General features: G+C 45.2%; 18 protein-coding genes. 5 read left to right on the top strand and 13 right to left on the bottom strand.

The window, feature by feature from the left end:
- Positions 1-17: 17 nt before the first annotated feature.
- Both H9L11_RS20475 and H9L11_RS20470 read right to left on the bottom strand, forming a co-directional pair.
- Positions 18-278: a hypothetical protein gene (locus tag H9L11_RS20475; protein WP_017820228.1), complete on the bottom strand. Its 261-nt coding sequence runs from the start codon at positions 276-278 to the stop codon at positions 18-20.
- Positions 279-498: 220 nt separating this feature from the next.
- Positions 499-1,113, bottom strand: coding sequence for a glutathione S-transferase (locus H9L11_RS20470; RefSeq protein WP_005375905.1), 615 nt, complete (start codon positions 1,111-1,113; stop codon positions 499-501).
- A gap of 284 nt (positions 1,114-1,397) precedes the next feature.
- Between H9L11_RS20470 and H9L11_RS20465 the strand changes: the two genes are divergently transcribed.
- Complete coding sequence (locus H9L11_RS20465; RefSeq protein ID WP_005375904.1) at positions 1,398-1,973, top strand: TetR/AcrR family transcriptional regulator; 576 nt, start codon at positions 1,398-1,400, stop codon at positions 1,971-1,973.
- A 1-nt stretch (position 1,974) separates the two neighbouring features.
- On the top strand, positions 1,975-2,379 hold the full coding sequence (locus H9L11_RS20460) for a PPC domain-containing DNA-binding protein (protein WP_205391150.1): 405 nt from the start codon (positions 1,975-1,977) through the stop codon (positions 2,377-2,379).
- Between the two features lie 98 nt (positions 2,380-2,477).
- Here H9L11_RS20460 and nirD read toward each other — a convergent pair whose 3' ends face one another.
- The 11 genes from nirD to H9L11_RS20405 all read right to left on the bottom strand — a co-directional run bounded on the left by nirD (position 2,478) and on the right by H9L11_RS20405 (position 15,928).
- On the bottom strand, positions 2,478-2,813 hold the full coding sequence (gene nirD / locus H9L11_RS20455; RefSeq protein ID WP_050937941.1) for a nitrite reductase small subunit NirD: 336 nt from the start codon (positions 2,811-2,813) through the stop codon (positions 2,478-2,480).
- On the bottom strand, positions 2,814-5,333 hold the full coding sequence (nirB, locus tag H9L11_RS20450) for a nitrite reductase large subunit NirB (RefSeq protein WP_205391149.1): 2,520 nt from the start codon (positions 5,331-5,333) through the stop codon (positions 2,814-2,816).
- Positions 5,334-5,343: 10 nt separating this feature from the next.
- On the bottom strand, positions 5,344-6,180 hold the full coding sequence (locus tag H9L11_RS20445) for an ABC transporter ATP-binding protein (RefSeq protein ID WP_005450080.1): 837 nt from the start codon (positions 6,178-6,180) through the stop codon (positions 5,344-5,346).
- Between the two features lie 11 nt (positions 6,181-6,191).
- A complete protein-coding gene (locus tag H9L11_RS20440) occupies positions 6,192-7,157 on the bottom strand; it encodes an ABC transporter permease (RefSeq protein ID WP_005375889.1) in 966 nt (321 codons plus the stop codon).
- A gap of 72 nt (positions 7,158-7,229) precedes the next feature.
- Positions 7,230-8,594 (bottom strand): CmpA/NrtA family ABC transporter substrate-binding protein, encoded by a 1,365-nt coding sequence (locus H9L11_RS20435; protein ID WP_033907000.1) that lies wholly within the window; start codon positions 8,592-8,594, stop codon positions 7,230-7,232.
- Positions 8,595-8,859: 265 nt separating this feature from the next.
- Complete coding sequence (locus H9L11_RS20430; RefSeq protein WP_033906998.1) at positions 8,860-9,441, bottom strand: ANTAR domain-containing protein; 582 nt, start codon at positions 9,439-9,441, stop codon at positions 8,860-8,862.
- A 73-nt stretch (positions 9,442-9,514) separates the two neighbouring features.
- A complete protein-coding gene (locus tag H9L11_RS20425) occupies positions 9,515-10,432 on the bottom strand; it encodes a dienelactone hydrolase family protein (protein WP_009704599.1) in 918 nt (305 codons plus the stop codon).
- A 229-nt stretch (positions 10,433-10,661) separates the two neighbouring features.
- A complete protein-coding gene (locus H9L11_RS20420; protein WP_064376514.1) occupies positions 10,662-11,615 on the bottom strand; it encodes a glycosyl transferase family protein in 954 nt (317 codons plus the stop codon).
- A complete protein-coding gene (gene cobA, locus H9L11_RS20415) occupies positions 11,612-12,517 on the bottom strand; it encodes a uroporphyrinogen-III C-methyltransferase (RefSeq protein WP_064376513.1) in 906 nt (301 codons plus the stop codon). The genes H9L11_RS20420 and cobA overlap by 4 nt, the downstream gene beginning before the upstream one ends.
- A gap of 20 nt (positions 12,518-12,537) precedes the next feature.
- On the bottom strand, positions 12,538-15,201 hold the full coding sequence (locus tag H9L11_RS20410; protein WP_064376512.1) for a nitrate reductase: 2,664 nt from the start codon (positions 15,199-15,201) through the stop codon (positions 12,538-12,540).
- Positions 15,202-15,493: 292 nt separating this feature from the next.
- Entirely contained in the window at positions 15,494-15,928 is a 435-nt protein-coding gene (locus H9L11_RS20405) for an N-acetyltransferase (RefSeq protein ID WP_017634213.1), read from the bottom strand.
- 379 nt (positions 15,929-16,307) lie between these two features.
- Here H9L11_RS20405 and H9L11_RS20400 point away from each other — a divergent pair, with 379 nt between their 5' ends.
- From H9L11_RS20400 to H9L11_RS20390, 3 genes are all read left to right on the top strand, one after another.
- Positions 16,308-17,564, top strand: coding sequence for an aromatic amino acid transport family protein (locus H9L11_RS20400; protein ID WP_205391148.1), 1,257 nt, complete (start codon positions 16,308-16,310; stop codon positions 17,562-17,564).
- A 611-nt stretch (positions 17,565-18,175) separates the two neighbouring features.
- Entirely contained in the window at positions 18,176-20,089 is a 1,914-nt protein-coding gene (locus H9L11_RS20395; RefSeq protein ID WP_205391147.1) for a tetratricopeptide repeat-containing diguanylate cyclase, read from the top strand.
- Positions 20,090-20,099: 10 nt separating this feature from the next.
- Positions 20,100-20,441: a hypothetical protein gene (locus H9L11_RS20390; protein WP_025767691.1), complete on the top strand. Its 342-nt coding sequence runs from the start codon at positions 20,100-20,102 to the stop codon at positions 20,439-20,441.
- The last annotated feature ends 74 nt before the right edge of the window (positions 20,442-20,515 follow it).

The raw sequence follows: 20,515 nt of genomic DNA, 5'->3' as shown, positions 1-20,515 counted from the left end.
TACGGTTGCTTTACTGGCTAACGCAAAACACTAGTCACTGACTGCTCATTTCTAAAACGGCTGTAGTCTTCGGCTAATAATTGGTGTTGATATCGAGTGTAAGACAACGCTTCATTAGAAATTAGTATCTGATGCTCTTTTTCGATTAACTGACTTTGCAGCCTTTCAATCTGTTCATTCTGCTGTGTGTAATTGAGGTACAGTGCGAATAGACCAAAAACCGAAACCATTAACAGGGCGATTAGAATATTATTGATAGTTTTCACTTGAATACTCATGACCTCTCCTTGTCTATTATTAGACTTTCCATGATGAAAGAGAGCGTCTACGGACCAAGAGCCCAAGGCTCTAAAACGCAACGAAGCAAATTGAGGTTGTTTTTCCAATTATAGGCGATAGGAGAAAAAATAAGAAAAATCTGAAAAAATTTGAATATCCTGCTGAGTTAAGAATCGGTAAGGTGGTAGCAGCGAGCTATCATCCACTCGCTGCAATACATTAACTCTGAAATGCAGGTCTAGCTAAAATTTGGTTATACCATCGAGCAATGTTTGGCGACGTCGATAGCACATCAATTTCTAGGCCTTTAATTGCGAAACTGATCAAAATAAAGCCTGTTATATCGACGATAGTAAAATGGTCTACGGCGATAAAATCATTATGTTCAAGGCGCTTGTCTAAGACAGGCAGAAATTCGTAGACGCGTTGTTTTGATTCTTCGCCCCATGCTTCAACGCAACGTTCTCTGTCTCCATAAACTCCGGTCATGTTTCGAAACGCCTGAAATGCCGCATTTAGTCCTTGGAACTCCACCACACGATGCCACATTTCCACCTGAGCACGTTCGAGCTGGTTTGCACCAAACAGCGCCAGATCATTTTCAAACGCTTCATCTAGGTAGCGACAAATCGCCACGCTTTCACAGATCGTCGTGCCGTCATCCAGTTCCAGTAAAGGCACTTTGCCGTTCACGCTTTTCGATTTAAACGGTTCAGATAGGTTATCGCCCTCACGAACGTTCAGCGCAATTCGCTCAACCTCGCCACCGATTTCCTTTAGAAAAATGCTAACTCGCTTACAACTTGGAGTCATTGCGGTTTCATAGAGCTTCATTTCACATCCTTTTATCTTTTTCTAACCGATTGGTTAGGATATACTGTAGCCAGTTTATAAACGATCAGTCAAGAACTTCACTATCAAAAATTTTCAAACAGTTGTGGGTCTGTTTGCTGAGCGAGATTTTTGATGCCGTTTGTGAGTTCACATGAATTTGGGGGCTGATACCCAAGAATAGATGGGTATTCATCATATTGGTTCAGTTCGAACGCTAGAGGTTCTCTGTACCATCCCTCCAAAGCAATTCAATTACCCAATAAGCAGACCCAGGCAGGTAATTTATGGCAAGAAAAGCCAACTTCGACCGAGATGAAAAGCTTCTCGTGGCTATGGATGTGTTTTGGCGCAAGGGCTTTGCGAACACGTCTATCTCGGATCTCACCGACGAGTTGAACATCAACCGCTTCAGTCTTTACAACACCTATGGTGACAAGCAACAGCTCTACTACGAAGCGCTCGATACCTACTTGAAAAAGGTCTCGCTACCGTCACTGAATGATTTGGAAAAAGACGACGCGTCTTTACCTGAGTTGGAATCGTTCCTTAAATCTTTTGCTGAGCTGCAACGTAAACGCAACTGTGGGTGCTTTATTCAAAATGCGTTGATTGAGCACGCTGGCGAAGACGACGACGTACTGCGCAAAGGGCATTTTTTGTTTGACCACCTTATCGACATCATTGCAGATGCGCTGACTAATGCGCAAAAAGAAACCTTAGTGCCGAAAACGTTGAAACCAGAAGAACTCGCTCGTTTTGTTCTCAACAACATGCAAGGTATGCGCGTACTTGGCAAAGCCAAACGTTATGCCGATTTGGATACGGCGCTTTCCTGCTTGCTGGTTTTGATTAGGAAGTAATATGTCGATTGAAGTGATAGCGGTACGTCTTACCAAAGGCATGGACTTAAAACTCAGCCTTGCGAAATTGGTCGAGCAGCATGGTATCAAAGCAGGCTCGATTGCCTCATGCGTTGGCTGTGTCTCTGACCTCAACCTTCGTTTGGCTGGTGCAGAGAGTACGCTCACCAAACAAGAGCCATTTGAAATCGTTTCGTTGATGGGAACCCTAACGCCTGAGCATCAGCACGTTCATATCTCGGTGTCTGATCGTGAAGGACGAGTTTGGGGTGGGCATTTGCTGGAAGGCACAGTGATTGATACTACCGCAGAATTGATCATCCATTCTTACTCAGAACTTGAGTTCACTAGAGCGATGGACGACTCGACTGGCTATACCGAACTACAAGTGAATCCTTCCAAATAGTAAAAAGCTCCAGAACCATACTGTGGTGTCTCTGGAGCTTTATTCGCATGTCTCTCACGCGAAGCATTCACTCATATCGAGCAAGCTAACTTCGGAGATCATTCTTCGACTAAATAACAAACCTGATTATCGTCGACCATTACTTGCCACGTTTTTAGACAGTGCGCTTCGTCTTCTAAACACTGCCCGCTCTTTAAGCTGAAATGCTGTTTGTACAGTGGTGACGCAACACACATCTCCCCATCAATATCACCGACAATCCCTCGACTCATCACATAAGCCTTACCAATTGGGTCCCAATCTTGAACGGCGTAAACACCGTTATCAGGAATGTAGAATAACGCCACATGCTCGCCTTCAATCAATACAGTGGCACCGATAAACGGCATTAAGTCATCAAGCTGACACAATTTCACTTTGGTTAAAGCTGCCATTTACACCTCCTGTTTCACGGGAATACGCTGACCGCGCACACGTTGGTACGGCAAGACTTTGCTGCCCGACGTGCTGTTCAAGAAAGGACGGAAGCGTTGCAATTTTTGAGGATTATCCAACGTACTCTTCCACTCACACTGATAGGTATCTACGACGCGCGCCATTTGTTCATCCAAAGAGTCACATAGATTCAGAGAGTCATCCAAAATCACTTGTTTAAGGTAATCTAAGCCCCCTTCCATATTCTCCATCCACACCGACGTACGCTGCAAACGATCTGCGGTGCTGACGTAGAACATCAAGACCCGGTCGATCATGGTGATCAACTCTGATTTGGATAGGTCGGATGCAAACAAATCAGCGTGTCTTGGTCTCATACCGCCATTACCACAAACGTATAGATTCCAGCCGTTTTCGGTGGCGATCACCCCAATGTCTTTACTTTGCGCTTCTGCACACTCGCGAGTACAGCCCGATACGGCAAACTTAAGCTTATGGGGCGCTCGCAATCCTTTGTAGCGGTTCTCTAACTCAATGGCTAACCCAACCGAATCATCAACACCATAACGACACCAAGTAGAACCCACGCAAGATTTCACAGTGCGCACCGATTTGCCGTAGGCGTGTCCTGTTTCAAAACCAGCATCAATTAAGGTTTGCCAGATTTCTGGGAGTTGCTCTAACTGCGCGCCAAATAAATCCACGCGCTGACCGCCAGTGATTTTGGTGTATAGATCGTATTGCTGAGCAACTTCGCCTAGCACGATGAGTTTGTCTGGTGTGATTTCGCCGCCCGGAACACGAGGTACAATCGAGTAAGAACCATCTTTTTGCAGGTTCGCCATAAAGGCATCATTAGAATCTTGCAGAGATTGATGCTGCGGCTCCATGATGTGTTCATTCCACAAAGAAGCGAACACAGATGCCGCTGTCGGCTTACAAATATCACACCCATGCCCTTTGCCATGCAGTGCGATTAAGGTGTCGAAGTCTTTGATTTGTTCCACTTGGCAAATATGGAACATCTCTTGTCGACTGAGCTCAAAGTGCTCACAAAGGTGGTTGTTAACCTCTACCCCCATAGCTGCCAATTGAGTATCCAATACCGACTTGACCATATTGTTACAGCCACCACAGCCAGTACCGGCTTTGGTGTTCGCTTTAAGGTCCGTCAGGTTGGTAGTGCCAGCTTGAATCTCGGCAACTAAGTCGCCTTTTGTGACGTTGTGACAAGAACAGATAATGGCGATGTCTGGCATCTCTCCATCAAGCATTCCGGTATCAAACAGCAGGTTCGCTGCGTGGTCTGGCAGGACCGTTTTGTTCAAATAACACTGTAAGAGCGCATCGTAGTCACTGTTGTCACCAACGAGAATCGCACCAAGCAATTGAGTGCCACTCGCATCAACCACCAACTTTTTGTAGATGCCTGCAACCGCATCTTGCAACACCATTTCTTGTGCGCCTTCGGTTTGCATTTGTGCATCGCCGATAGACGCCACATCCACCCCAAGTAGCTTGAGCTTGGTGCTCATGTCTGCGCCTTTAAAACCTTCGCTTGGCATTCCCGTCAGGACATCGGCAGTGGTTCTCGCCATGGTGTAACCGGGTGCAACTAAACCAAATATCTTCTGCTCCCAAAGGGCACATTCGCCAATCGCGTAAATATTCTCATCGCTGGTTTGGCATTGGTTGTTAATCACAATGCCGCCTCGCTCGCCTACTTCTAGCTCAGACATTTTTGCCAGCTCATCTTGAGGGCGAATCCCTGCGGAAAAGACAATCACATCCACTTCGAGAGGATCTTTGTCTTTAAACACCATACGATGCTTAGCCGTTTCACCATCGCAGATTCGTTCCGTACCCGTTGAGGTGTGAACGGTTAGCCCTAGTGCTTCAATCTTCTCTTTTAGCACTAAGCCAGCACCATCATCTAACTGCACGGGCATGAGGCGAGGTGCAAACTCAATGACGTGAGTTTCTAGCCCCAATAGTTTGAGTGCGTTTGCCGCTTCTAAACCCAACAAGCCGCCGCCAATCACTGCGCCTGTTCTTGCGCCTTCACATGCCTTTTTGATTTGTGAAAGATCATCAAGCGTGCGATAGACAAACACGTTGTCTCGGTCTTTACCTTCAATTGGCGGCACAAACGGGTAAGAACCGGTCGCGAGCACAAGTTGGTCGTAACCCAGCACATCTTCACCATCAAGCAGAATGCGCTTTTGCTCTCTGTCGATGCCTGTTACTTGGCTGCCAAGTACGAGTTGGATGCCATGCATGTCGTACCATTCTTGGTTACTCAGCATTAAATCATCATGAGACTTACCCGCAAACAAAGAGGACAACTGTACACGGTCATACGCGATAAAGCGCTCTGCACCAATCACGGTAATTCGGTGCTCCAAATGCGCGTTTTTCTGTACCAATTGCTCGATAAGGTGTTGCCCGACCATACCATTACCTACCACAACGATGTGGCTCAATGCGTTCTTTACTGGGATCGTTAAAGGACTGTTCATTGCTGCCTCCTTATGCCGTTTGCGCTGCGGTTTTGGGTTTGTCTTCTTTCGAAGCAGGAATCTCGACTTTGGATTGCTTCTCGTAAAGGAACTTCAACACGGCTTGTCGACACTTCTGATACTGCGCATCATCTGCCAGTGCGACACGCTCGCGAGGACGCGGTAGATTCACTTCCAACACTTCACCAATAGTTGCCGCCGGTCCGTTGGTCATCATCACGATTTTGTCGGATAGCAGCACTGCTTCATCCACATCGTGAGTAATCATGATGACGGTGTTGTTTAGCTCGGCTTGAATCTTCATCAGTGCATCCTGCAAATGCGCACGGGTTAACGCATCCAACGCGCCAAATGGTTCATCCATCAGCAAAACCTTCGGTTGAAGTGCCAGTGCTCTCGCAATGCCGACTCGCTGCTTCATACCGCCCGAGATTTCATCCGGCTTTTTGTGCGCGGCATGCTGCATTTGAATCAACTCCAAGTAGTGATTCACTTGTTCCTGAATCCACGCTTTGCCCTTTTTGCCGGCAATTTGTTTTACTGCGAGCTCAACGTTTTGATATACGGTGAGCCAAGGCAACAATGAATGGTTTTGGAACACGACTGCGCGGTCAGGTCCCGGTCCTGCCACCTCTCGTCCATCGACGATCACACCGCCGTCTGTTGGCATGTGCAGCCCTGCAACTAAGTTCAATACCGTTGATTTACCACAGCCAGAGTGACCAATTAGGGATACAAACTCGCCTTTATTTATTTGTAAATCGACGTTCTTAAGCGCGATGAACTCGCCATCTGGCGTTGGGAATCGCATCCCTAATCGCGTTAGATCTAATAATGCTTTTTCCATGATCTTTTCCCTTATCTCAACGCTTGTTGTTTATTCCAAGACAACCACTTTTGAAGTTGCAACATGCCTCTATCGAGCATCAAACCGATAAAGCCGATGGTGATGACTGCGACCATAATACGACCCAATGATGCCGAACTGCCGTTCTGGAATTCATCCCAAACGAACTTTCCCAACCCAGGGTTCTGCGCGAGCATCTCTGCTGCAATCAATACCATCCAAGCGATACCTAAAGAGAGACGTAAACCTGTGAAGATCATTGGAATGGCAGAAGGTAATACGATGGTGCGGATGTGCTGCCACCACGAAAGTTGAAGCACTTTACTCACGTTGATTAAGTCTTTATCAACGCTCGTCACACCCACAGCGGTGTTAATCAGCGTCGGCCACAAGCTACACAGCGCCACAGTGATCAGAGAGTTAATGAACGACTTAGCAAACATCGGGTCATCGCTCACATAAGTGGCACTCACCACCATAGTGACGATAGGCAGCCAAGCCAAAGGTGATACGGGCTTGAGCAATTGAATGATTGGGTTGAACGCTTGATACAGTCCTTGATTAAGACCAAGCACGATGCCAAGTGGAATCGCGATGACAGTCGCCAGCAAAAAGCCCGCAGTTACGGTCACTAAGCTTGTTATGATTTGGTCGAAGAACGTCGGTTTACCTGTGTAGGGACGAATCTTCACTTCCGCGTCCGGATTCTTGGCTAACTTCGCAGCATTACGTTTTTCCTGACGTTCGATAAACGCTTGTTCCTTTTCTCGCTCTTGCCAATGGTCATCGACAAGGTTGCTGAACTGCTGAAAAGTTTGCACTGGCCCCGGTAGCGTACCTAATGAGGTTTGCACTTCTCTCGCTGCTAAGTGCCACATTGCCAAAAAGATCAGTAAACCAATGACGGGCAAAAGTACCAACCGACTTCGGTTCACTACCTGCTTAGCAGGAAAAAGGGAAATGACATTACTAGACATACTCACTCCTAAGAAATTTACATCCTTGTTGCCACAAGCGAATCCCCTCGCCTGTGGCGTTTATCGTTATGGTTAAACCTTGTCTTTTCCTTTAAGCCCGATAGAGAACTTCTCTAGATATTTATTTGGCTCGCGACCGTCATAAACGATGTTGTCGATAAAGTGTGTTTGTGGCGCACGGAAACCATCTTCAGCACTAAAATCTGGGAAGTCTTTTTTGCTCAACACACCATCTTCAATCAGTGCTTGAGCCGCTTGTTGGTAAATGTCCGGACGGTAAACCTCTTTTGCGACATCCATGTACCAATCATCGGATTTCTCGCTTGAGATCTGTCCCCAGCGACGCATCTGAGTCAGGTACCAAATCGCATCGCTGTAATACGGATAAGTGGCGTTATGACGGAAGAACACGTTGAAGTCTGGCACATCTCGTTTGTCGCCTTTCTCGTATTCAAACGTGCCCGTCATTGAGTTGGCGATAACTTCGGCATCCGCTCCAACATACTCACTTTTTGATAGCATCTTCACTGCTTCTTGGCGGTTGGCATTGTCGTTTTCATCCAACCAATGTGCCGCCCGAATCAAGGCTTTCACTACACGAATGTGCGTGTTTGGATACTTCTCAGCCCAAGCTCTGGAAACACCAAACACTTTCTCTGGGTTGTTCTTCCAGATTTCGTAGTCAGTCACGACTGGCGTACCAATACCTTTGAATACGGCTTGTTGGTTCCATGGTTCACCTACGCAGTACCCTTTGATCGTGCCCGCTTCCATTGTGGCTGGCATTTGTGGTGGCGGTGTAACACTCAAAAGAACATCAGCATCCAGCTGGCCACTGTTATCGCCTGAGTCTGGTGCGTAAAAGCCTGGATGAATCCCCCCTGCCGCTAACCAGTATCGCAACTCATAGTTGTGCGTCGATACAGGGAACACCATCCCCATGTTGAACGGTTTGCCTTTATCCAGATAGCTGTCGACCACAGGCTTCAGTGCATCCGCTTTGATTGGGTGAACTGGCTTGCCATCTGGTTGCTTTGGAATGTATTGCTTCATCTGCTCCCAAGTATCATTGGAAACCGTGATTGCGTTGCCGTTCAAATCCATACTGAACGCGGTAATCACTTCTGCTTTTGTGCCGACACCAATCGTCGCGCCCAATGGCTGACCAGCAAGCATGTGCGCGCCCGCAAGCTCACCATCGATGACTCGGTCTAAAAGCACCTTCCAGTTTGCTTGCGCTTCTAAAGTGACGTACAAGCCTTCGTCTTCAAAAAAGCCTTTCTCATAAGCAACCGCCAGCGGTGCCATATCGGTTAACTTAATAAAACCAAACTTCAGGTCTTCAATTTCTGGTTCACCCAACTCTGCCTTTACGCTGACCGTGGTGAATACCGATAACGAAATTGCTGACACTTTCAGCATCGAACTCCATTTCATTGGTTTGCTCCCATAAAAAAAGCGCCACTACTCCGAAGAGCAGTAGCGCCGTTGCTAAGTCTACAATTACCGCCGTTGATAATTGAGATAAGCGATTCAACAATAAACCCAATTCTACTAATCCAATTACTGTGCCAACTTATTTTTCAAAGTAAATACAATAAATTAGTATATCTTGCCGTTTGTTACTCCCTGTTATTGCTTGCTGATAGTGCAACACGCACCACGTTAGAAAACGCACTATAACCCCAAAGTGGTAGAACGACTAATCAAGCACCTCCAAAGTAGTTATCAAATTCTTGGCAACTTGTGCGAGCGTTTGGCTCGATTGCATGGCTGAATTTCTTAGCGCTTTATAAGCCTGTCCTTCATCAACGCTGTGCATCTTCATCAGCAGACCTTTCGCTTTTTCCACCAGCTTGCGCTCTTCAATCTTATTGGTCAGTAATTCAATTTCCGATTGCATACTTTCGAATTTCGCTCTCACTAATGTCGCATGTTCAATCCAAGGTTGAAGTGCAAACTCACTATCGTGCGGCATAAGAACATAGTCCATTTTTTCTGATAAACGATTGATATCATTGGATGATAGCTGCTTTAAGACGATAAGAAGTGGTGCCGATTTTCTGCGGCAGAAATCGACGATCAAACGCAGTTCCGCGGTTGGTTGCTGCCATCCAACCACAACGCTTGCTGACGGTTCTCGTTGCATTAACGTTTCTAGTTGTGCCAATTGGCAACCCATGATGTTGTCGTAATCTTTGCTCAATAAGCCGGACAATCGAGCCTGCTCTTGGAGGCTATCGCAGCATACTATGATGGGTGTTTTTGACGTTGATTGAGTCATGCACATTCCTTGTTTATATCTCACTCACTAAGAGAGACATAACAAGGAATGTGCCAACTAAAGTAGACGCGCTTTAACTAGAGGCGAGATGTTCTTTGAAGAAGCCGAGTGTACGTTCCCAAGCGAGTGCTGCTTCTTCCGGTGCGTAGCGTGCTGTTGAGTCGTTATGGAAGCCGTGGTTGACGTTCTCATACATTAACGCTTGATACTGTGCGTCGGTTGCGATCAATTGCTGCTCATAAGCAGGCCATGTGTCGTTAACACGCTTATCGAGCCCTGCAAAGTGAATCATCAACGGTCCTTTGACTTGCTTTTGGATCTCTTGCGCCGCTGGTGTTCCATAAAAAGGCACACCTGCATCGAGCTCTTCAGGCATTACCGCTGCAAGCATATTGACAATGTATCCACCGAAGCAGAATCCAACCGCGCCCAATTTACCGTTGCCACCCTCGTATTGTTTGAGGAAGTTAGCGGCTGCAATAAAGTCTTGTTCGATCTTGGCTCTGTCCATCTCTTTCTGCATCGCGCGACCTTCATCGTCGTTCCCCGGATAGCCGCCGAGTGGATAAAGCGCGTCTGGAGCGAAAGCAATAAAGCCATCTTTTGCAAGTCGTCTTGCGACATCTTTGATATAAGGGTTCAGACCTCGATTTTCATGAATCACCAACACGGTCGGCGATTTTAAGGTCTTCTTCTGTGGCATCACCAAATAACCACGCCCTTCTCCATGCCCATTTGGAGATGGAAAGGTTTCGTAAGTTGCTTTGATGTCAGGATCGTTAAATGAAACTTGTTCTGCGAGTGCGTAATTCGGGGTTAACGCATCGACCAGTGCTGTCATGCTAAAGCCAAGCACCGCAAGGCCACCCAGCCTGTTAAGAAACTCACGGCGCGAGATTTTTCCGTGGGCGTATTCGTCGTACCAATCGAAGGCTTCTTGCGGGATCGGATGAGAAGCCTTTTCACTAGGAGTGGTATGCTTTAGAACCATTATCCATGTCCTCTGTGTCTTACCATATGGGATTTTCTCATTCTCAAACGCGAAGCTAAAAACGAACGCGATTGAGGCTAAAACTGCGGTTTCACCACTTTGATACGGAGCAAGGTGGTGAAACACATCATTGGCGAGCTAGGATCTTTTACCTTCTTCAAACAATAGATAATGGATTCAGATTCAACAACTTTGCGTCGTTGGTTTTACATTAATTGACAATAGTGCGTTATTGTTGGCCACAATAGGCTTGCCAGTAAGAGAAGGCACGTTCGAATGCTTTTTCTCTGTCGTGCATTTGTGCAAATAGCACCACTGTCATGGTGGCAAGAACCGTATTCGCCATTTGATTCATGTCGTCTTCTGACGTCCCAAATGGGCAATTCGCAGGCATTGGCACCTCAGACAGCATTTGCTCCGTCCAGTAGTGCGATGTCACGCCGCTTGTTTGGCTTAACCATACGGTTTGACTTACTTTCGGGTTGTATTCTGACTCACCCGACTGTCCTTTGAATGACACAACGGCATGAGCGGTTTGACCAATCTCGTATTCGACTTCAGCATGAAGTTGTTGGAATCCAGGATGGAAGCTACCACGAATACCAACCGTCGCCTGCCCCGGATTCAATGCACGAACCACGGTATTAATCGGCGTTCTAAGCCCATAACGATTCTTCCAACCGATCATGGTTTCTGCTTGGGGTGCAAACGAACTTAGCGGTAGATACACAATGTTTTGTGTTTCTAAGACACGCTTTGCGTCTTCTGCTGATTCCGCTTTCTTGATAGCAAATTTGTCGAGGTAACCTTCGGCATGCAAACGACCAGATTGACGGTCATGATAGCCGTGCATCAGCACTTTGTGGCCATTATCGGCAAGGATCTTCGCTGCCAACAGATGCCAAGGCTGACCTGCCGCTTCACGTTTGCCCGCATAACATGGCCAATCAATATCTGCACCAATAGCTGGCATGCGGGATTGGAATGCTTTCACAAAGCCAGCGATTTCTTGTTGAGTCTCGTTCTGTACGCGGATCAGCATCAATAACATCGCCATCTGATCATCATCGCACTCGCCGTTTAGGTATTCATCCATAACTCGAAACGCTTGGTCAAAGTTTAGTGGTTTTCTACCACGTTCGCCACGACCGACTGTTCTAATACATTCCAAAATGCTGCTCATATTCCCTCGTATTCCGTCACTGACTGTACGGTTTCTATTAGTTGTTCGCGCAGTTTGACAACTTCTCCCATCACAATCAATGCTGGGCTCACGCCTTTAAGTGTAATTGATAAATCATTGAGCTGATTGAGTTGGGTAACATGAACTTGTTGTTGAGGGCTGCAACCATGAGTAATGATCGCGACAGGGAAATCTTCTCTCAAACCAGAGCCTATTAAACCCGTTTGTATTTGCGATGACTTTTCTAACCCCATATAGAAGACTAACGTTTGTCCGCTTTGCATCAGTTGGCTCCACGCCTCAAATGCACCTGTTACCACTTGCCCCGTCACAAAGGTAACGCTGCGAGCTACGCCACGATGAGTCAGCGGAATCAAGCTGTTTGCTGCACATCCAATCGCAGCAGTAATTCCGGGGATGACTTCGTAAGCGATTGAGTGTTTGACGAGCACTAATGCTTCTTCGCCTCCACGGCCAAATACGAAAGGATCTCCCCCTTTTAAGCGCACAACTCGCTTTCCTTGCTGAGCGAGCGACACCATCAAATCACAGATTTCTTCCTGACCTATACTAGGTTGTCCGCATCGTTTGCCCACGTAAATCCAATCGGCTTGTGGCGAAGCCAACTCCAAAATATCTTTGTTAACCAAACGGTCGTACAGCAGAACCTCTGCCGACATAATCGCTTTCACAGCCTTCACGGTTAACAAGTCTGGATCGTGCGGCCCTGCTCCGACAATCGAGACAAAACCTTTGTGGTTCGCATCCAGGTCTAGTGAATGGTCTTCTAAAAGTTGGTTCAGTTTGCTTGCTTGATCATGCTTAGAAAAGCGAGACGAGCGTTCTTGTTTCTGACTCACTTGTCCTTTCTTAAACCAAGACTTTTGATAAGGCGCTTCCATGTGCTTATCCTCTTTATGACTTACTTTATTTGAATAGCCAAACTTTGTTGGTTCGCTTGCAGTTTGCCCTTTTGATGCTGATGGCTGTCGACCATTTGTTTGATTTGAGAAACGCACGAGCCACAGTTAGTGCCGCATTTGAGTTTGTTTTGAAGTTGAGTCAGTGACGTGCAGTCTTGTTTCTCCATCGCGTCATGTATTTGTTTATCAGTAACACGGAAACAACTACAAACCAGTTTGACGCTGCTTTGCGATTGAGTGATGGTAAGCAGTTGCGATAGCGCCATCGGTTTGCCAATCAAGCCGGTAAAGTTGGTGTAGTCGGTTTGAATCGGTTCACTAGACACCACCAAAACAGAGCGAATGATACGAACGTCTCCAACAAGGTCGTAATCCACCGCGAGCCAACCTTGGGCAATATCTATCGTAATTCTGCGGCTCTTTTCCGTTCGACAAAAACTCTGCTTCTTTGGTCGCTTATCATGTGCAAAGCGCCAAATACCCAAATGGCTTTCTGCTTGAAATGCGCTGTAGAGAAATTTACCGGAATCAAACTGTGTACCGATGAACATACCGTAGTTTTTTACCGCCGTATCTTGCACTTCAACATAAGATGACTTAAACGCAGGCTGCCCAGAAATAGGGTCTTTTGCGCTGTTTACTATCGCGTTAACACTGCTTTCGCCGCCATATCGCCCCGCCCAGTGCATTGACATAAACAGCTCCTGAAAACCCAAACCTTCATCAATGGCAACTTTGGCATATATACCGGTGTTTGAAGTAGGCTGAAACAGCTTGGTGAGTTGTCCTGCTTTTAAGCGATTTTGAGTGGCAGAGAGTGTATTCATGTACACGGTTGGTTCTAACTCAGAGGCGGCAAGGTGTGCGATATGCCCTGTGCGCGTCATGGTATGCCATTGGTCGCGTTGCCTACCCGTATTGAGCCACCAGCCTTTTGTTCTCTCTAAACGTGTTGGAGATTCACTGGTCACGACAAAACGCGCTTTTCCATCTTGGTGCGAATAGATTCCATCAGCAAAAGGACGCTCTCCTCCCCATTGTGTCGGCACCCACTCTTCGTATTCTTGCTCGGTTAAGTTGGCGTGTTGAGACAGGTCGAGCTTCAATGGCGAATCTGCATTCATGCCTGTCATCGCGGCATATTCTCTGAATACCGCCCGCTCAGAAGTAAACGCAAAGCCATTTTGTGTCTTTTCCAATGCACACAGAGCTTGTCCAACTTGGCTTATCGCCCACCAATCTGATTTTGCTTCACCCGGAGGCATTTGAAACTGACGCTGCCTTGAAAGCCGACGCTCAGAGTTGGTCACCATGCCTTGTTTCTCCCCCCAGCCAGCAGCGGGTAGCAACAGGTCTGCGTAATGCGCGACATCCGAATCCGCTGTGATATCGGAAACAATCACAAACGGACAAATCTCTAGTGCACGTTTTACCAATTGGTTATCTGGCAAAGAGACAACCGGATTGGTTGCCATGATCCACAGAACTTTAATCTCACCACGCTCTACCGCCTCAAACAGCTCAACGGCTTTTAAACCGGGCTGAGTGGCAATCTCTGGTGAATCCCAAAACGCCTGTACTTGCTTGATAGACTCTGCGTCAAAAGCACGATGAACCGCTAATTGGTTTGCCAAACCACCCACTTCTCGGCCCCCCATCGCATTCGGCTGACCTGTAATAGAAAATGGCCCGCAACCTGACTTGGCAATTTTACCTGTCGCCAAGTGTGCATTAATAATGGCATTGCCTTTATCGACACCATTTTCGGCTTGGTTAACCCCTTGGCAAAACAACGTGATTGCGGTTGGGCTTTGCGCAAACCATTGGAAGAATGTCGTGAGTTTTTCTTCTGAAATCCCAATGGAAGACGTCAAATTAGTGACATCGTAACGCAAGTCAGAAACCTCTTCTGTAAGTGCATCAAACCCGTCGGTATAGGAGTTTATGTATTGAGAATCAATGTATTGCTGCTCGATAAGAAACTTGAGCAGCCCATTGAAGAGTGACACATCACCATCGTTTTTAATCGGTAGATGCAAATCCGCTTGCTGCGCGGTGACCGTTTCACGCGGGTCAATGACCACCAGCTTGAGGTTAGGATTGTTTTCTCTCGCTTGTTGAATACGTCGGAATAAAACAGGATGCGTCCAAGCGGTATTAGCACCGCAAATTATCAATAGCTCAGTCTTATCAATATCGTCGTAATTGACGGGAACGACATCTTCACCAAATGCTCGTACATGAGCCGCAACCGCCGAAGACATACACAAACGGGAGTTAGTATCGATGTTTGCGCTGCCAACATAGCCTTTCATGAGTTTGTTGGCGACGTAATAGTCTTCCGTCAACAACTGACCAGAAACATACATAGCGACGGAATCAGGTCCAAACTCCGCTTTCGCTTGATGAATCTTTTCTGCAATTAGATCCGTGGCTTGTTGCCATTGTACTTCTTGCCCTTGAGGTCGCTGCTTGGTAACAAGCTTTGGATACAACAAGCGCGAAGGCATATTCAAACTCTCTGCCAACGCGACACCCTTTACGCACAGTGACCCCGCATTTGCAGGATGGCACGCATCCCCAACGATTCCTTTCGCATTGACCTCGACACCACATCCAACACCACAATAGGGACAAGTGGTTTTTTTGCATCCTTGCGACATAACACCTCCAGTGCGATTCAGCCCAACTTACTAGCAAAAAAAAGCCTCTCCCGAATCGAGAGAGGCAGCAATGCCTTTAACGCTGTTAGTACATTTTCAAAAAGTAATACCCTATACCGCTCTCGCCTGCTATTGAGAGCGGCGCATCGAGTTATCGATGAACATTTATGTAAAGCAAGTGAGGTGCCAAGATTAAAAACCTTTACTATACAACGGGTTAGCTTAAAACCAATTATAGCAACGTAATGCTACGCACTGATTGTGTGCAAATTTCGGTCATTATCGTGCAGTATTACTTTACTAATTCCATGACTAACCTGGATTCTTCGTCACCAAAATAATGCGCTTCTTCTTCTAACGTTTTAAAGCCAAGGGAGAGGTATAAAGACAATGCAGGTTGGTTCTTAGGATCGACAGTCAATTTCACGCTTGAGCCTAACGTCAACGACGCAATAACGTTTTCTAGGAGGGAACGCGCAATACCTTTACCTCTATGTTGAATATCGACGGCCAATGACATGATCCAATATTGATGTGCATTTGTGCTAGTCGTTAGCAATATATACCCTGCGACCTGCTCTCCCTCTTTTGCTACCAGTAAACTCTCTCCCCAACAATCAAAAGCTTGCCGAAAGAAAAATTGAGGATAGGCGTGTTCTCCAAATAAAGTATTTTCGAGCTTATATATGGCAAATAAGTCCTCTTTTTGCGCAGACAAAATGTCCATTCAATGACTCCTTCTTTAACATGAATGGCAGCAGTATACCTAAATCTCATCTAAATGACGGGACACAAACATCTCAATTAAGTGCTTAAGAAATGTAATATTCTTCCTGAAAATTAGGCCTAACTCACTTAGAACATACATCCGTGATTAAGTTTTAACCGCAAAATCAAAAACCACACAATATTAAAATTTCAACACATACAACCATTAAATATATTAAAATTAAGAACTTTATTCTGGTTTATTGAAAAATTCATAGTTGGATAATTTACAACCACCCCAAATCCACAGCATTATTCACCAAGCTTCGCATGTGATAATAAACACTAAAACCTTTACCATTTTCAGCATTATTATTTTTATAAAAGCGAGTTTTAAAGTGAAAGAATCTCGAAATGCCTTAAATCCTAGTGAAATAAACACAACCACAGCTTGGTCAAAACATGATACACATTGGGTTCTTAGCCTATTTGGAACGGCCGTTGGCGCAGGCATCCTGTTTCTGCCAATTAACCTTGGGATTGGTGGTTTTTGGCCTTTAGTCGCGATGGCAGTACTTGCTTTTCCAATGACCTATCTTGCGCACCGTGGCTTAGCTCGTTTTGTACTATCTTCTAAGATCAAAAACGCAGACTTCACTGATGTAGTGGAAGAGCACTTCGGCGCAAAAGCAGGCCGTTCTATTTCACTGCTGTATTTTCTTTCGATCTTCCCGATCCTGTTGATATATGGGGTTGGAATAACAAACACAGTAGATAGCTTCATGGTAAATCAGGCTGATATGGCTTCTTTACCTAGACCTTTGCTTTCTGGCGTACTAGTGTTTGCACTAATTGCTATTATGATGGCGGGTGAAAAAGTAATGCTACGGGCCTTTGCCATTATGGTGTTCCCACTTGTTGCCATTCTTGCCTTTCTATCATTTTACTTAATACCGAACTGGACCATGCCTGTCATGGATGTGCCAGAAACGTCAGCTTTTGCTAGCACTATGTGGTTAGCAGTTCCTGTAGTGATTTTTTCGTTTAGTCACGCAGCTGCAATTTCAAGCTTTGCAAATGTACAACGTCGCCATTACGGTAAGCAGGCAGATGCTAAATCCGAAGTTATTCTTCGTCGCACTAGCATCATGCTGATTGCCTTTGTTCTTATTTTTGTATTTTCCTGTGTGCTAACACTGTCACCTGAACAATTGGCTCAAGCAAAAGAACAAAACGTATCCGTATTGTCTTACTTAGCGAACGCAACCGATAATCCATTTATTGCAACACTTGGTCCTTTAGTAGCGTTTGTTGCTATCACTTCATCTTTCCTTGGGCATTTTTTAGGTGCGCGTGAAAGCTTAAATGGTTTAATTAACAAGCATTTTAACCTATCTGAGAAGCGTGTTGATCGTATCAGCGTGGCAGCACTGTTCTTCTCAATCTGGGCGGCGGCGATCATGAACCCAAGTATTCTTGGTATGATGGAAGCATTGTCAGGGCCTGTTATTGCAATGATCTTATTTATTATGCCAATGTTAGCGGTGTATAAAATCGAGGCGATGAAACAATATCGAGGAAATGTCTCTACTTACTTTGTTCTAGCAGCAGGCATTGTGGCGGTAAGTGCATTGATTTTTAGCTTCTTCAGCTAATAACTAAAGACTAGCTTGGATTTTCAGGGGAATACCTTACACAAGGTTAAGGTGATTCCCTGAATTTTCTTACTCTTTAAAAGGTAATCATCGTTACCCTTGACTCTTAAATAAGAGCGAAAACACCCGCAATCATAAGTACTGAAGCGATGCAGGTACGGCCGATAATGCCGAAGTGCGAAGGTTGAATCATTTCATTATGCATAGTTAATCTCCTATTTATTATAAAAGCCATTTTTTATTGGCTTAATAACACTATGTCTAATATCCAGTTTTTTAACAACCCATACAAACATTAAATATTTATGACAGAAACGTAATTTTTTACACTTCACTCTGATTTCGAGCGATGAATCCGCGGCTTAAATCATTAGATTGAGTCCACCGAATATGCTCACTTACCTTCCATCGTTACCCTACCTATGCCATCTTCCAATCATTACATAAGTTTTCAATAGATTTTGTTTTTATAAATCATAATATTATAGAGATCCTTCTCGTCTCTCACTCCCAAAGCACTTTGCCACTGGGAATCCATCCGCACTTAACCAACAAGAAATGGTAGACTTAACTGGTATTCGGTTAAGAGATCACATTTTATTAATACGCTCATGCACTTCTCAATTAAAAAACTGGCTTGCGCACTTTGTACTGCACTTGGACTTTTCTTGCATCCGACCAACGTGCTGGCGAGTACCGAAAAGCAAGCTTATCTGGAAGAACACATTTCAGCAGAAAGCAAGCCCATGTTAAAACTCTACTTTCGCTCGATGGGTAAGCCGCGATCAATTCAAAAAGATGAGTTAAATACGCCACAGCATGCATCAGCGGAGTCTCTTGCTCTGTATTACTTTGCACGAAAGTACCTTAAGCGTTACGAAGGCGTTCCATTACCGAAAGATATGCCCGATTTAATCGAATTCGGTAAAAAGCACCATTTGGAATGGGTCGTCGCTGAAGCACAGCTCAATAAGGCAGTAACAATGATTGAGCAAGACGATAACTGGAACGCAGAATTGTTACTCCATGACGTTGTTTCTACAGCCCGTGATCTTGGTTATCTAGCATTAGAAGGCCGTGCTTACCGCTGGTTAGGCAATCTAGAAGTATCTCGAAATCAACTACGCAGTGGCCTAAAATATTATCGCAATGCCTATGAGTTATTAGAAAAAACAGTATTTGAAATACAAGTCGCGATGACACTGAACAACATTGGGACGGTCTACATCGACGCATCAGATTGGGCTCGAGCCAACAGTTACCTAACGCAAGCTCTCGACACTTACCTAGAGAGCGAATATCAATACGATAATAGCTTTTTTATGGGGGTTATCTACGCAAACCTTAGCATCGTTCACTCGAGCCTCGGAGATAACAAAGAAGCGGAATATTATTTCAATGAAGCCATTCGACTTTCAATGCAAACAGGGTCGGACACAGTCAAGCACCACTCTTTATCCAGCTTTTCACAAATGTTGAGCTCGGTAGGAAAAATTGATGATGCATTAATGGTCGCACAGCGTTGCGTAGACCTGCCCATTCCAAAAAATCTAGAAATGCTAAAAACGTCTTGTTACGAGGCATTTGCAGAGGCTTACCTCGCAAACAAACAATACGATAAAGCTATTACAACAGCACTTAACGTTCTAGAACAAACCAAATCAACCAGTGAATTAGAGCTGCGTCAGCGTATTGATATGCTTTCGGTACTGGTAAACGCTCATCAAATTCTTAATGACTATGAAGCGGCTTTTCATTATTTAACCCAATTAAGAGAGCTAGAGGCTGAGTTTTCTCATCATATTCATGGTGAAGAGATGATTAACATTAAGTTTGACCTCGAAGCTAAGTTAGCCCAGAAAGAACTCAAATTGCTAGAAACAAAAAATGCGCTACAAGCCTCTGAACTGCGTTCACAGCGCTATCGAGAAATGTTCTACTTTATCGCTATTGCGGCAATTGGAGTCGTTGGTTTTCGTTACGTACTGCGCGTTAGACGTATTAATAAAGCACTCACTCAAGAAAATACTACCGATCCATTAACTCAACTGCATAACCGTCGCTATCTTCACATTTGGTTGGACAAAATGGCTCGTAGAAGCCCAGATAGAACATTTGCCTTAGCAGTTTTAGATGTTGATCATTTTAAAACCTTTAATGATCAATATGGACACGATATTGGCGATAAAATGCTGACTCATATTGCCACGCTATTTAATGAATCCACTCGCTCTGGTGACCTACTCATTCGTTGGGGTGGAGAAGAGTTTGTCCTATTATTCGAAGTACAGCGAGTTGAAGATTGCGCTAAGTTTTTGGAGCGATTGAGATATACTGTTGAAAACACGCCATTGGTGGTTGACTCTAAACCATTAAGCGCGACAATTTCCCTTGGAGCAGTGGACAAACTGTCGGCACAAATAATTAAACAAGAATGGGAGCAGTGGTTTTTCTTGGCAGACCAAGCTTTGTATGATGCGAAGCAAGCTGGCAGAAACCAGTTCATCATTCACCCTACATCATAAAAAAGCACACATGAAAAAAAATCTAATCATTATTACTTTTGCGCCTCTATTTCTTATGGCGTGCAGTAATCAGCAAGCATCTCAACTGGGAATGCGCAGCAGCAGTGTCAATGTATATGCCCAGCAAATGAGTAACACTCAACTATGTGAAACTCTCTACTACAACCGTGCAACCAACCAAACCAAAGTGGCGATTGGTGCTGAGTTCAATCGACGTGGATTAAACAAAAAGTGGTGTGATAAAGAATTCGATAAGTTGTACATTAAAAAGTGGATTGATAACGTGCTGCCTAAAGAAAAAGCCGAACCTAAGAAACCAATAGCAACTATTCAACCCGCTTCAACTAAATAACTCCCCTCTTGAAGCAGACGGTACACTCGTATTTTCTGCTTTTCACTTTTCATGCATGCTCGATGCGACATATA

Origin of the sequence: Vibrio sp. sp1 (assembly GCF_016920955.1) — a bacterium.
Classification (GTDB): domain Bacteria; phylum Pseudomonadota; class Gammaproteobacteria; order Enterobacterales; family Vibrionaceae; genus Vibrio; species Vibrio alginolyticus.
The sequence above is the reverse complement of the archived record's forward strand: the minus strand, read 5'-3'. Positions and strand labels throughout refer to the sequence as shown.